The sequence below is a fragment of the Cyclobacterium roseum genome (assembly GCF_010119225.1).
In the GTDB taxonomy this organism is placed as follows: domain Bacteria; phylum Bacteroidota; class Bacteroidia; order Cytophagales; family Cyclobacteriaceae; genus Cyclobacterium; species Cyclobacterium roseum.
Genome location: NZ_WNKF01000011.1, coordinates 44,178 through 58,691, shown reverse-complemented (window position 1 = coordinate 58,691; position 14,514 = coordinate 44,178). Strand labels below are relative to the sequence as shown.

Sequence of the window (14,514 nt, the reverse complement as noted above, 5' to 3'; positions counted from 1 at the left end):
TTAAAACCATCTTGGGTTGTTCATTGTCACTTTTCTTGGGGAAATATAGTACCCGACTGAAAATTCATGCGAGTTATTTCGTAACCCACTGAGAGCATTCGTTTGTATATCGTACGCATAACCTACTCTCAAATTTTCAGTGGCAAACAATTCCAATATCAGGGCCACGGCGTTTCGGGCAGACAATCCGGTGGGCAACTCACCCTGACCCAATTTTACATTGGTTCGGTAGGAGGCTCCTGCCCAAATTCCGTCCATAAATAAAAACATGCCGTTTAAATCCATGTTAGTAGGTCCACTTCCCCCATGCCGGACCAGAAAGGAGGGTTTGAATTGTACCTCAGTAGAAAGCGGAACAAGGCCTCCGGCCGTCAGGTAATAGTGCACGTTATGGTAGGCCAAGGCAACTGCTTCGTTTTCCAGGACGTTTTTACCGATCAGGTTGTAGGCACTAAAGCCCGCATAAAATCCGGGATTATGGTAAAAGATACCCGCATTTAGGTTCGGAGTGAACACATTGATTCTACCCTCCGGTATCTCCGAATCGTCAAAATCGTTCGGGTCGAAGAGGGAGCCATCAATGGCATATTCAGAAACGCCTCCGCTGATACCAAATCCTAAGAAAGAGGCCTCTCCGGTCTGAATCCGGTAGGCATAGGTCAACAAAGCCGCATTGGTCTTTGCCGGTCCGAGTTGGTCGGATAAAATACTCGCTCCAAACCCCATCAGCCCCTCGTTGGCACTCAGGTCCGCTGTCACCGTGAAAGTGGTAGGTGCTCCCGGCAAATCAGCCCACTGGTTCCGGTAGGAGGATTGAATATAATGCTCCCCCTTGTACCCTGCATAAGCTGGATTGACATGCAGGCCGTTAAACATGTACTGACTGAATTGGGGCAGCTGCTGCCCGTTTGCCTGGCCAACAGTCAAGATCAGCAACAATGCCAGGTACCCATAAACGCTAAAAATATTTTTCATCGAATTAAATTTAAACCCTCCCTTGTTCACAACTTGTCTATTTCACTACCTGAACCCAACCTTTGTAGGTTTGGCTTTCCCCCTGACTATCGGTAATCACCAATACATAAAAATAGGACCCGGCATTAAGCCCGGCTGCAGCCCAATCGTTTTGGTAATCTTCTGAAGCAAATACATGGTCGCCATTTCTATTCAATACGGTCAGGGAGCTTTGGGCAAAGCGCTCGACTCCTCGGATTTCAAACCGGTCGTTTTTACCATCCGGATTCCCCGGTGTGATCACATTTGGAATAAAGAACGGATTGACCTGATTGGTGTCGCTATCCTCCTGAACCGGAGAAATGTTTTCCTGATCTTCAGGAAGCTGTACCCGGATGGTATTCGTGATGGTGCCGGTTTGAGTCGCCTGAACCCGAATCCTGAAAACCTGCTCCTCTCCCGCCGCAAGGCTTGGAATAGTCCAGCTTACCGTGCTACCAGATACATTCACTTCCGCATCACCGGAAAAACCCAGGTAAACCAAGCCGGTTGGCAATTGATCCTCAAGGAATATATTTTCTCCCGGACCGGTACCGTTATTACTTACCCGAATCTCGTATTCAAACTCGTTTCCTTCATACAAATCAATACCGAAAGAGGTCTTTTCTATGTGGATATCAACGGGTCTGGCCAATACCGTGACCGGCACCGCCTGCACCAAATCAGTGTAATCCCCCATACTAATGTTCGCAATATTTACCTGCTGGCCAAGCCCAACGCCCATCGCTTCGATCACTATCCGGACTTCAGTGCCAGCAGGTATTGTTTCAATAAGCCACTCGCTTCCTTCCGTCGGCTCCGGATCGGAGGAAAGCAGCATCAACCCATCCGGTAGGACTTCTTCCACCAACACATTTTCCAGGTCAAATTCCGAATTATTGGTAAGTGTAATGGTATAAATGGCCATTCCTCCTATGGGTAAATCTGTCAGATTAGGCGTTTTGGATACCTCCAGCGATATCGGTCTGACGGTAATGCTTACCAGAGCCTGATCACAAAATTGCCTGTCCGTATTTTCGCATATTTCATACGTGAAGCTATCGCTTCCGGAAAAATTAGCCGTTGGCGTGTAGGTAAACGTTCCATCTCCGTTAGGCTGTAAGGTCCCGTTTACCGGTGCGTCGATAATTTCCAGTGTTTCCACCTGCAGCTCTCCGGTATTAATAAAATCATTTGCCAGTACATCTAAGCTGATTTCCTGGTTTTGATTGGTGGTATATTCATCATCATTTGCCTCCAATTGGATATCCAGTAACGAAAACCGGATAAACGCCTGATCCCGGTTTCCGGGGTTGATGTCTTCCTGCATTTCATACTGCAATTCATAATCACCATTGGGAAGACCAACAGGAAGTTCTAATTCCCCGGTAGGCGAAAGGGTCACTCCGGACAAGCCGTCTGCATCCAGCAAGGAGACACTTACCCGATCCTCAGGCACCGCTTCCCCATTCAGGAGGTCATTATCCAGTACGTTTCCGATCAGTCCCCCACGGTTTAGATTTACATTACCGTACTCATCATCTACCGCCGTCAGCAGGGTTGGTGCCACGGTAACCGCCACGGTTGCCTGATCGCATTTACCCGGATCTGCTGCATCACAAATCTGGTAAACCAGGAGGTAATCTCCTGCGGAAATTCCCTCCGCAATATCAATAGATCCATCAGCTGTAAGGCTGATAAAACTGCCTGAATCATTACTTATTTCACTTAGGTTGACATTTTCAATGAGGGCGGGTAAGCCGTTCAACATGTCGTTACCCAGCACATTTAGAACACTATCCCTGGCAAAACTATCCGGTACTTCCACGGAATCATCAAAAGCCTCCGGCTTGTATTCAATTACTTCAATCCTGACCTCTGCCTGATCGGAATCCTGTCCCGCAGAAATTTCATAGGTCAGCGTATAAACCCCCGGAGGGGTATTGGGAGGTACATCCACCGATCCGTCGGGATTTAACACTGCTGTGCCTACCGGAAAATCCTCCAGAATCGTTAATTGGACATCTATAGGATTAAGAGCTGCTCCATTTAGTTCGTCATTGTCAAAAATATTCAGCACGGCTTCTCCGCCAAGTTCACTGTTTACGCGCTCGGCCAGGTCAGGGGTAGCGGAAATAGCGTTTACGAAGAAAATCAATTTGCCGTCAGGTTCATTTACTGCAATGATTCGAATACCAAATATCGGCTGGTCCGATTCAAAAAGGGAAGGCGAGAACAGCACCATTTCCTGCGATTGCTCCGGCACATTGCTCACATGATGGATACCTGTCTTCCATTGGTAGCCTCTGACTTCGATGGTATTTGCTCCTTCAATCGGTTCTCCATTCCTACCCAGAGCAATAAAATCGGTCGGCGAATTCCCATCCCGTTCGGTGTATAGCAGGAACCCGGATGTAACTACCGGATCGGAGTAAATCAGGTCAACAAAAGGTTCCCCTCTGGGAATGGAAGGCTGTGCATTAATATCCCAATAGGAGCGGATGTCAGGTGTTGAAACGACCGCTTCCAGGTTGCTAAAAAATTCCTGGTCTCTGTGTGAAATAATGCTATTGTCCGATCGGACGATCTGTATGGCATCCGGTCGGATTTCATTGCTCCCGATAGCTGGATTGGGGTTAGCGACAGAAGGATTTCGGGTGGTGGCATAAATTGTATTGCCCCCTTCTATTTGGATTCCACTGACGATCACCGGCACATTTTCCGGACTGGGGTTCTGGTTTCCCTCAGGTTCCGTTTGAATAAGCTCCTGCCCTTCTATGAGGTAGGTGACCCGTTCCATTGGAATAAAATTTTCATTTTCCGTGACCGTCACTACCTGAGCAAAAACGGCTGTAGTTGCCTGAAGCATAAACAAAAGCATGAGTGCCGGAATGAGGCCGCTTCTTTTAAAAAATATATGCGAGGCAGGCATATTCTGTACCATTAAATTTCCCATAATTCCATTCTATTAAAAACCATCCATCTACCATCATAAAAAACAACAAACATAAACAAAGTACTGCTAAAGTAGCCATTTCCTACTAAATCCAAAAAAATTTACACTTTATCCTTTCGTGTCAATCCCGCAAATTAAAACTCAGGTAGCCTTCGACTACCCGAGTTCCTATCTAAGATTCCTGCTGATGAGCTATCCCCAGATCAGCAGCATCCCATCTAAGACTAAACTTTCAGGGCTGTTTTGTCAGTGGGAAAAACTCTCCCTATCTCGGGACTCTATTAGATCCTCCACCCCTGACGATCGTGTCTCCGTGCATATTTGCGTTCAACATTAATCTTTCGTTTCGGAATCCGGCATTGTCCAGGTACCAATCCGGGTAGGACTCTCCTCCGGAAACAACCCATTCAAAAAACCGGGCATACCCTTCGGTGATCGGAGCCTTGTTAATCATATAAGGAATACTTACCGGCACGTTCATTCCCCAGGGCAATCCATTTTCTTTGTTGCGGTAATAGCTACCCGGTCCGGCAACGCTTCCATCTTCCTTTGTCCCGAAGATGGATTGGTCTGCATGCCTGGTTGGCTTCATCCCTGGCAAGTGAATCTCTACCCCCCTTTTTTGATTGACAACCAGGAAAGGATTGAAATTATCCAGTCCCAGCTCATTCAATTTTGTCGCCCCCTCTTCGGTGCTTTTGCCTTCTTCTTTCAATGTGATCACAATTGTCTGCAGCTCCGGTATTTGAAGCTTAAATTTCGGATCGGTATTGATACCCAATGCACCGCCACCGGGATGGGTGAGGACGAGGGAAACCTTATCAAAAGGAATGATTGTGGCAAACTCATTGTCCATTTCCAATCCTTTTTCGTCTATTTTGTGAATGCTTTCCGCACTGGATTTGGTTCCGGTTACCTGCATCACTTTCTTCGGTGATAAACCTGCAAACTCGATTCCGAAACCGTTGGTGAAACCTGCCCCTGCAGCCCTTGGCGACAGTTCGATTTTGATTTCTACGACATCACCCGTAGCATCCGTGATCCGGTTTAGCCTATAATCCACAACCAGGTCGTTGAAGTCATAGTCCCCTCTGGCTGGCCATAAGTCTTCAAACATCAGAGTACCGAACCCGGTAGCAGGTAAAAAATTATCAAATGCCCGGTAGGGATCTTCCGGATACGCATCTTCTTCATCTGCAATACCATCATTATCTTTGTCAGCTATCTGGCTCTTTGGCAAACAACCTTCTGAAGGATCGGCAGCGTAGGTACCTGGGATGGCCAGATCATCGATTCCTATTCGGGCACTTCCACCGGAACCAACCAAGCTAAGGTATATTTTAACCGTCTTTCCTTCGAGCGCATCAGGTACAGAAACAGTCACTTCGTGCACTTCCGTTTGGCGGTTTATGGGAGTAGGAAACTCAAATTCATCTATCTCAGTGACATCACCTTCACCAGTAGACCCATTCGATGGATCAAATGCTATGTACTGGACGATAATGCTTCTATTTCCACCGGCATTTCCATCCAAGCGGGTATTGAAACTTATCTTACCAGCCTCCATCATCATCCATGGCGATTTTAACCAGGTAGCCGTTCTTGACTCATTTGTGACCTGGTTGCTTCGAAGACTGTAATCTCCAGATATCAGGGTTTGCTCATTATCGCTTACTGCTATCGCTCCCATGGACCAGCAGGCAGCAAAATACCTATCCCGGTCACCCAGTTCGGCATCATTTTTCACCCAAATTTCCTGAGCTTGCAGGGAAAAGCTCATCATTCCCACTATATAGGTGAATACCAATACTTTTTTCATGGTCATCATTATTAAAAATTTAAAAATAATCGTTTCCTTCTTGCTGTTTTTGTTACCGAAACTTCTCAAAGTTCCAGATCTTCCTCGCTTCGTTCTTCCACAAAATTAAACGCCACCTGGTGTTGGCTGATCGCTTTCTTTTGTTCAATAGCACCGTACTTCATGGTGACTTCTGTTACATGCGCTGGCAGATCGAAGGTCATTTCAAAGTCCTCGTCCATGGCCTGGGCTCCGGCAAAAAACTCATCGCCGCCACCTGTTTCCAAAGTTAACTTTCTGATGACATCCACGTCTATTGCCAGGCCCTCAATTACGACGGTGATTTTTTCACTGGTTTTCCAGTCAAATGTGCCGGAAGCTTGCAAGGTTTCAATCGTTTCCACCTGACCACCAATGGGTCCTTCAATGGGCTCATCCACACAGGAGGCAAAAAATAATGTGGCAAATATCGCCAAGGCTCCCGCCATCATTTTAGAGTTGTTTCTGCTGTTTTTCATCATCTCTGTTGTTTAAAATTTCTATATCCTACTCGATATGTTTCTTGCTGTTTTTTGATCGATGCATCTAAATTCGGTAATTATAAATCCTCATTGGGATTTTTTCGATGAACCCGTCATACCAGGCGACAAAAGGGTCCTTTGAAAGGTTTAAATTTTCGTTATGAGTTGGTTTTCAGTGATAAAAGTAGAAATCAAAGTCCTGTCCAGAAAGCGCTAATGCATTTATTTTGCGATATTTTAATACAAAATTTTTTTTATTATACAAAAACCAAATTTTTCTATATGTATTTTTTTATACTACCTATTTTGTTGATTATAAGCATCTATTTGCCATATCGGTAATTCCCTTGTTTATTGAGACCTACGTTGCGTCCCTGCGCTGTTAACAGTTTCCTGACGAAATGCGGAAAAATCAGTTAACCTGCGGCTAAACAATCCATATTCCACCCGAGATTGAAATCAAAAAATCCTGAAATATGTGGTATATTCGGGTTTTAAAAGAAAAATGTAAGATGAAAAAAACAGATTTAACAAAGATAGTATTAGGAGTGGCATTGGTAGGCCTGGGTGTAGGCTGCGAGTCAGGCGTTCAGGAAAAATCCGCTCCGGATCCCTTCGCCGTGACTTCCGATCAGCTTACCTTTAAAGTAGATACCCTGTACGAAGGGTTGGAGAATCCCTGGGGAATGACCTGGCTGGCCGATGGTAGGATGTTGGTTACGGAAAGAAAAGGAGAAATCCTCGTTTTTCAGGATGACCAATTTACGGGCGAAAAATTAGCCGGTGTGCCGGAAGTTCATGAAGTAAATCAGGCGGGTTTACTGGATATTCAAACGCACCCGGATCACGAAAACAATGGATGGATCTATTTCTCCTATGCTAAGCCGGTTGAGGGAGGCGGAGCCACTGCTATCATGCGGGCAAAAGTGGACGGAAACAGCCTAACGGATCAAGAAGACCTGATTATAACCACACCAGCGGTAGAAGGTGGCCGGCACTTCGGCAGCAGAATTATTTTTGACAAGGATAACTACCTTTACTTTAGTAATGGAGAAAGAGGTGCCAACCCTGAGAATGCCCAAACGCTGAAAAATTCCCATGGAAAAATCCATCGGATTCATGACGATGGGCGGATTCCCGCAGACAATCCCTTTGTCGATGAGCCGGATGCCATACCTTCCATCTGGACCTATGGAAACCGAAACCCCCAGGGCCTGGTTTATGACTCTGCCAATGATCGGGTTTACGGCATCGAACACGGTCCCAAAGGTGGGGATGAAATTAACCTCATCGAAAAAGGCAATAATTATGGCTGGCCGGAAATAACCTACGGAATCGACTATGACGACAGCATCATCACTGAAGACACCGTAAAAGCAGGCATGGAACAGCCTATCCACTTCTGGCGGCCTTCCATTGCTCCCTGCGGGTCCATGATGGTCACCTCAGACCGGTACCCTGAATGGAAAGGAAATCTCCTCGTGGGCGCGCTGGCCAAACAACACATCGCCAGGGTAATGCTTAATGGCACGGAATACGAAGGTGAAGAAAAACTACTGCAGGACATCGGCCGTGTAAGGCAGGTGGCCCAATCTCCGGACGGATACATCTATGCCCTCACCGAGGGTACTGGCTTCCTGATTAAGCTTATTCCACAGGAATAAATAAAAAAACCGCTGAAGAAATTTCAGCGGTTTTTTTATTGCCAGATCGTATCTAAAATGTAAACCGAATGGAAAGTGCGACCTCATCGCCCCAGAACCCCACATCATTGATGATATTAAATGCAGGTTTATAGTCCAGGGATAAATTAATCGGCGCATCGGCAAACTTAAAATCGAGGCCGATGATTCCATCAATCCCTACAATAGTGGTACCACCGTAATCTCGTTTTATCGTGTTCCCGCTATTCCAGCTTCCAATATGCGCTCCACCACCATAAAACCAACGAAGTCCCCGGACTTCCCGGATGTCTTTATGGACCTCATATAATCCGGTCAGGACCAAGCCCCTCCAGCGTGAATGAAGGATCCCCTCCAAGGCCACATCGCTTTGAATAAAGTGTTTTACTGTCAGCCCATTGCTAACACCTGCCCTCAAACCTATCCCTGTGGCATACGTCTGAGCCCTGCTCTCGTTGAGGAGACCCAAGCCCATCATTAGAGCAAATACGAAAATCATTGATTTTTTTACCATACAACTATTATTTAGAAAAACTATTGATTAAAAACCATACTACCTTCCGGAAAAACACAGGCATCCAAGGGCACGTCGTGCCCTGCCGTAGGCAATTCGCCGGAAGGAAGGAAGTAGGACAATCCGACTTTAAGTACTCCCGGCTTTAGCATGCGAAAAAACCGGTCATAATAGCCCATTCCGTAGCCCAACCGATTACCCTTGGCATCAAGCCCTAAAAGGGGAACGAATACCAATTCGATGTCTTCATTGAGAGCTGATTCCGGATTTTGAGGTACAGGTATACCCATTTGATCATCCTGAAAAACAGTACTTTCATCAATTTTAACTGTATGAAGGCGTTGTGATTGCTTATCCGTAATGGACCCGTAGACCTTATATCCTCTCTCAAATAACAAAGGCAATAATAGTACCGTATTGATTTCGAAAAGCCGTTTGATAGGAAAAAAAAGGTGAATATGCCGGATTTTTTTCCGTTGGACTAAAAAATTCATGCATTCACGGGCAATTTTTTCAGACCGTAGAGCCCTTTCCTCTTTTCCCAGGGCTATTCTATCCGATTTGAACCTTCTCCTGAGTACTTCCTTCGCTTCCATTCTCCTGCAAAATTATGAAATTAAAATCCAATGGATCAAATTTTCCTAAAAGTTGTTCAATCATTTCCGGATCCTTAAGGTAAAATTCCAGAAAATTGACCTTTCTCTCTTGCAAGGTTCCGTTTGGAAAGAGATAAGCCTTGACTTCCCTTAGTTGCCGGATGGCATCCTTTTGGTTTTTTTCTTCGGCCTTCCTGAATTTAACCGCTACCTGGTCCAGAATTTTATCGCTTCTAGTGAGCGCTGCTTTTACCGCAGCCTCTAAGGTGGGGTCCAGCCGGCTTGCCCGCTTTTCCAAGGTCCCGAACAGTTGATTCAACTGCTCTTTTTCTGTTTTCAGAGAAAGGTCTTCAGGTGCGTGCTGTTTTACATAGGCAATCCTCAGTCGGTCAATAGACTGGAAAAGTTCTTCTGGTTTCATCCTCAATTTGTCGATTTTCCGCTGCACCTGTCCCGGAATGATCATGGCAAAATTCCTTGGCAGAAGAACGGGGAATGATACCTTATAATGGTCAAAAACTTTTTTTAATTGAAACCAGTAGGCCACCTCGGCAGGGCCTCCCAAATAGGCCAGATTGGGTAAAATCACTTCCTGATACAAGGGCCGCATGACCACATTGGGGCTGAACTTCTCCGGATGGGTCTCTAAAAAGGCCTCCATTTCGGCCTCTGTCCATTTGTTTTTACCATCGTGGGTACGAAATTCCGCGTCCTGCCGTACCAGCCTTTCCCTTCGCCCGGGTTCCATGTAAAAAAAATTGATTTCTCTGGGAAATACCTGAGTCTTGTATCCGGCAGCCTCAAGGGATTCGTTGCTCTCATTTACAAGTGTATTGGCCCGTTGATAAAAAAGATCATCCTTGATAATGGGTAAAAACTGCCTTTTCAGTGCCTGATGGTTGGCATCTACGATTACCAGCCCTTTTTCTGCAAACAGGTGATGAACGTATTTTCTGACAGCCTCTTTCAGGTACTTGCTTTGGGTATATGCTTCTTTAAAAAATGCGGGGACAAAATCCCATTGCTTCAATAAGTCTTTCAGGGTGTCGTCTATTTCAAACTCGCCTACCGGACCCTCCTGATTTGTTTCCCAGGTGTATTTCTTCCCGTCAAAATGAAAATGATTGATCTCTTCAAAATCATGATCTTCACTGGCCATCCAGTACACCGGAACAAACTGGTAATCCGGATACGCTTTCTGTAACTTTTCTGCCAGTCGCAGGGTGGAAACAATTTTATAAATAAAGAAAGAGGGTCCTGTCATCAGGTTAAGCTGGTGGCCTGTGGTAACGGTGAAGGTTTTCGGATCAGCCAGTTTCTCAATATTGCGGGTAACCGCAGATTCCCCGAATCCTTTATACTGTTCCCGTAACGCATCCACCAGTACCCGTCGCTTCGCTTCCGAAAAGGCTTTCTTTTCTAGGCTCGTTTTAAATCGGTTTAATTCCGGATATTCCTGATAAAATGGTGCTAGTGTATCCTTTTGCCCAATATAGTCTAAAAATAAATCTGAAAATAAGCCCGTACAGGCAGGATCTACGGTGGATTTTATCATGAAAGGTGCAATTTTGACTGGTTATCAGAAGTAAATAAAGTTTAAAAACTTGCGTACCAACGTTAAAGTTCAACATTTTTATCGATTTATCAGAAATGCCTTTATACAATTTTTTGAAAATTATATAACAGGTAGTGACCTTGTCCTGTGTAATTTTGGGAAACGTTAAGTTATGAGTAAAACCGTCGAAATTCCAGTATCAGGTATGAGTTGCGCTGCCTGTGCCGTAAGCGTGGAAACCATGCTGAAAGAAACTCCGGGTGTTCAATCTGCCAGTGTGAACTATGCCACACAAGCAGCCACCCTGGTTTTTGATGAAAAAATAACCGACCTGAATCAGGCCAGGAAAAATATACATGCCGTAGGCTATGAATTACTGATTGACCAGCAGGAAAAGGATAGCCTGGAAGAGGTTCAAAAAGCGGCTTATAAAAAACTGCGTAGAAACACCATTGCCTCGGGCATATTGGCCCTGCCGGTGTTTCTGATTGGCATGTTTTGGATGGAGATGCCCTATGGGAATTATATCATGTGGCTTCTGACAACTCCAGTCCTCTTCGTTTTCGGAAGGGCTTTTTTTACCAATGCCGTCAAACAGACGAAAATCGGTAAGGCGAATATGGACACCCTGGTAGCATTGAGTACCGGAATTGCCTACTTGTACAGTACTTTTGCCACTTTTTTTCCCCAATGGCTGGAAGGAAGAGGCATCGTCGCGCACGTCTATTTTGAAACGGCCGCTGTCATTGTCTTTTTTATTTTATTAGGACGAATGTTGGAGGCAGGAGCTAAGGCGGGAACATCGGAAGCACTGAGAAAACTGATCGGGCTGCAGCCTGACCGTCTAATCGCCATCCGGGATGGTAAGGAACTTAGCCTGCCTGTGAAAGAGGTGGAAATAGGGGAAGTCATTATGATCAAACCCGGGCAGCGGGTACCCCTGGACGGAATTCTGGAACAAGGCAATTCCTATGTAGATGAAAGCATGCTTACCGGAGAACCGATTCCCGTTGAAAAAAAACCAGGGGATACGGTTTATGCCGGTACCATCAACCAGAAAGGAAGTTTTATTTTCAAAGCCAGCGTATCCGCTTCAGAAACGTTGTTGGCAGCCATCATTGACCGGGTAAAACAAGCCCAGGGCTCCAAAGCTCCCATTCAGAAGACGGTAGATAAGGTAACGGCTGTTTTTGTGCCAGTGGTGCTGGGATTGGCTGTGCTTACCTTTTTTGTCTGGACATTCAGTGGTGTGGAAGAAGCGGTGGTTCGGGGGATGCTCTCCGCAATTACCGTATTGGTGATCGCCTGTCCCTGTGCGCTGGGCCTGGCCACGCCCACTGCCATCATGGTGGGAATGGGGAAAGCAGCTTCCTACGGGATTCTGATCCGGGATGCCGAAAGTTTGGAGAGAGGGAAGCGTACAGACAGCCTCATCCTGGACAAAACCGGCACCATCACCCTTGGAAAGCCCACAGTGAAAACGGTGAAGTGGAAAACAGGCGTGGATAAAACGCAGCTGAGCCGGGTTTTTCAGGCACTTGAGTCTAAAAGTGAACACCCCTTGGCTGCGGCTATTGCGCAGCATTTTACGCCTTCTGACAAATCGTTGGGAATCGAAAATTTTCAGTCTGAAACCGGGAAAGGCGTCAGCGCGCATTACGAAGGAATAACCTACCGTATTGGCACGAAAAACTGGCTGCTATCCTTGGGCGTAGGCATGGAAGACGACCTGATCCAGTCGGGAGAAAAAGCCCTGGAAGAGGGTAGCATTCTTGTTTATTTGGCTGTAGACGCTAGCCTGGTGGGTTGGATCGCCATATCCGATCAAATCCGGGAAGACTCCGCAGAGGCCGTCGCCACCTTGGAAAAAATGGGGATCACCGTGCACATGCTGACCGGAGATCAGGAAAAAACCGCCGCCTCTGTGGCGCAAGCGGTCGGTATCCGGCATTTTCAAAGTGGGATGTTGCCCCAGGATAAAGGAAACTACATCCGGGAACTTCAGAAAAAAGGGCATAAGGTGGCCATGGTCGGTGATGGTATCAACGATAGCGAGGCCCTGGTGCTCGCCGATTTAGGCATTGCCATGGGCGCGGGTACGGACATTGCCATGGAAACCGCCAAGGTCACCCTGATGCATTCATCCCTGAAAAGCGTCCCTCAACTGTTACAATTAAGCACGCAAACGGTAGGAACCATCCGCCAAAACCTGTTTTGGGCCTTTATTTATAATATCATCGGAATTCCCATCGCCGCAGGGTTGTTGTATCCGATATCGGGTTTTTTACTAAACCCCATGATTGCCGGTGCCGCCATGGCCTTGAGTTCTGTTTCAGTAGTGAGCAATAGCCTTCGATTAAAATTTACTAAAATCAAATAAAACCATGAATAACGAAAAATCCATGCAATTTAAAACCAACATCAAGTGTGCGGCGTGTATTGCTGCAGTGAGTCCGGCCCTGAATCAACTCGCTCCAAACCAATGGGAAGTGGATCTCAAATCCCCGGATAGAATTCTAACCGTAAACGAAAAAGTCGATCCCGAATCCGTCAAGGCTGCTTTGGAAAAATCAGGATACAAGGGGGAATCAATTTAGAAAAACAGGCTTCGGATGGGACAAAATTTTCTTACTTTTGACCCTATTCTATGATCGATTACAAAGAATTTACATTAGACAATGGCCTGCAGGTGCTGGTTCATGAAGATCCCACATCGGAAATGGCCGTTGTCAACCTACTCTATAAGGTAGGCTCCAGAAATGAAACCGCTGGTAAAACCGGTTTGGCTCACTATTTTGAACACCTGATGTTTTCCGGTTCGCAACACGTTCCTGAATTTGACAGCGCACTGGAAAGGGTGGGGGGCTCCAGTAATGCCTTTACCAATACGGACATTACCAATTATTACATTACCCTTCCGGCGGTCAATCTGGATACGGCACTTTGGTTGGAATCTGACCGAATGCTGCACCTGAACTTGAATGACCCGCAAGTGCTGACTCAGAAGCAAGTGGTCATGGAGGAGTTTAAACAGCGGTATCTCAACCAGCCCTATGGGGATGCCATGCACCATGTCAGAAACCTGGCCTATGAGCAACATCCTTACCGCTGGCCTACCATCGGACAACAAATAGAAGATATCGAGCTACTGGAAAAAAAGGATTTGCTGCAGTTCTATCAGCACCATTACTCCCCCAATAATGCCGTCTTGTGCATTGCCGGGAAAGTAACATTTGACGAAGTCCGGGATAAGGTAGCTCACTGGTTTGGTGAAATTCCGGCGAGTTTGCATCAGATTTCTACGCCTGTTTCCGAACCTCCCCAAAAAGAAAAAAGAAGCAAGCAGGTATTCGCAGAGGTACCTACTGAGGCACTATACAAAGTATACCGGATTCCCGGTAGGCTGGATGATGCCTACCTGCACTGCGATTTAATTACCGATATTTTAAGTTTCGGAAGATCCTCGGTATTGGAGCAAAAACTGGTGAAAAACAGCGCATATTTTGCCAGTTGCCAGGCGTACGTTTTGGGCAACATAGACCCCGGGCTCATGGTGTTTACCGGTAAAATGGAAAAAGGCATTCCGGCCGAAAAAGCAGAGGAAGAGCTGGATAAAATTGTCGACACCTTAAAGCAAAACGTTTTTCCAGAGCAGGTCCTTCAAAAGATAAAGAACCAGTCAGAGGCAATGACTACTTTCGAGTCGGTATCGTTGCTGGGGCGGGCCATGAAGCTGGCCTATTATGCCTCATTGGGCGATCCCTCTTTAATCCAGACGGAATTTGACCGGAAATTAGCCATTTCAGCAGAAGAAATCAGGGAGGCATCTACTGCCTACCTAAGCAATGATTTGGCTTCAGTAGTTTATTATAAATGTAAGAATTAACCTGGTCCGAGAA

General features: G+C 46.1%; 11 protein-coding genes. 4 read left to right on the top strand and 7 right to left on the bottom strand.

Features of this window, described 5'->3' with window-relative positions; translation table 11 throughout:
* From GJQ68_RS15695 to GJQ68_RS15680, 4 genes are all read right to left on the bottom strand, one after another.
* Entirely contained in the window at positions 1 to 975 is a 975-nt protein-coding gene (locus GJQ68_RS15695; protein ID WP_162418258.1) for a PorP/SprF family type IX secretion system membrane protein, read from the bottom strand.
* A 37-nt stretch (positions 976 to 1,012) separates the two neighbouring features.
* Positions 1,013 to 3,949, bottom strand: coding sequence for an Ig-like domain-containing protein (locus GJQ68_RS15690; protein ID WP_162418257.1), 2,937 nt, complete (start codon positions 3,947 to 3,949; stop codon positions 1,013 to 1,015).
* A 265-nt stretch (positions 3,950 to 4,214) separates the two neighbouring features.
* Positions 4,215 to 5,768, bottom strand: coding sequence for an LruC domain-containing protein (locus GJQ68_RS15685; RefSeq protein WP_162418256.1), 1,554 nt, complete (start codon positions 5,766 to 5,768; stop codon positions 4,215 to 4,217).
* Positions 5,769 to 5,833: 65 nt separating this feature from the next.
* Entirely contained in the window at positions 5,834 to 6,268 is a 435-nt protein-coding gene (locus tag GJQ68_RS15680; protein ID WP_162418255.1) for a hypothetical protein, read from the bottom strand.
* A gap of 512 nt (positions 6,269 to 6,780) precedes the next feature.
* On the opposite strand from GJQ68_RS15680, the gene GJQ68_RS15675 reads away from it, so the two are divergent.
* Positions 6,781 to 7,932 carry a PQQ-dependent sugar dehydrogenase gene (locus tag GJQ68_RS15675; protein WP_162418254.1) on the top strand — a complete coding sequence of 384 codons (1,152 nt, stop codon included), beginning with the start codon at positions 6,781 to 6,783 and terminating at the stop codon, positions 7,930 to 7,932.
* A 52-nt stretch (positions 7,933 to 7,984) separates the two neighbouring features.
* Here the strand turns inward: GJQ68_RS15675 and GJQ68_RS15670 are convergent, their stop codons facing one another.
* The 3 genes from GJQ68_RS15670 to bshC are packed head-to-tail and all read right to left on the bottom strand — an operon-like array spanning position 7,985 to position 10,615.
* Positions 7,985 to 8,464: a hypothetical protein gene (locus GJQ68_RS15670; RefSeq protein WP_162418253.1), complete on the bottom strand. Its 480-nt coding sequence runs from the start codon at positions 8,462 to 8,464 to the stop codon at positions 7,985 to 7,987.
* A 20-nt stretch (positions 8,465 to 8,484) separates the two neighbouring features.
* Positions 8,485 to 9,060: a 5-formyltetrahydrofolate cyclo-ligase gene (locus GJQ68_RS15665; RefSeq protein ID WP_162418252.1), complete on the bottom strand. Its 576-nt coding sequence runs from the start codon at positions 9,058 to 9,060 to the stop codon at positions 8,485 to 8,487.
* Positions 9,017 to 10,615: a bacillithiol biosynthesis cysteine-adding enzyme BshC gene (bshC, locus tag GJQ68_RS15660; RefSeq protein ID WP_162418251.1), complete on the bottom strand. Its 1,599-nt coding sequence runs from the start codon at positions 10,613 to 10,615 to the stop codon at positions 9,017 to 9,019. Before bshC ends, GJQ68_RS15665 begins: the two co-directional genes overlap by 44 nt.
* A gap of 172 nt (positions 10,616 to 10,787) precedes the next feature.
* Here bshC and GJQ68_RS15655 point away from each other — a divergent pair, with 172 nt between their 5' ends.
* The 3 genes from GJQ68_RS15655 to GJQ68_RS15645 are packed head-to-tail and all read left to right on the top strand — an operon-like array spanning position 10,788 to position 14,501.
* Entirely contained in the window at positions 10,788 to 12,995 is a 2,208-nt protein-coding gene (locus GJQ68_RS15655) for a heavy metal translocating P-type ATPase (protein ID WP_162418250.1), read from the top strand.
* Between the two features lie 4 nt (positions 12,996 to 12,999).
* Positions 13,000 to 13,212, top strand: a complete 213-nt coding sequence (locus tag GJQ68_RS15650) for a heavy-metal-associated domain-containing protein (protein ID WP_162343436.1) — start codon at positions 13,000 to 13,002, stop codon at positions 13,210 to 13,212.
* 50 nt (positions 13,213 to 13,262) lie between these two features.
* Positions 13,263 to 14,501 (top strand): M16 family metallopeptidase, encoded by a 1,239-nt coding sequence (locus tag GJQ68_RS15645; RefSeq protein ID WP_162418249.1) that lies wholly within the window; start codon positions 13,263 to 13,265, stop codon positions 14,499 to 14,501.
* Positions 14,502 to 14,514: the final 13 nt, after the last annotated feature.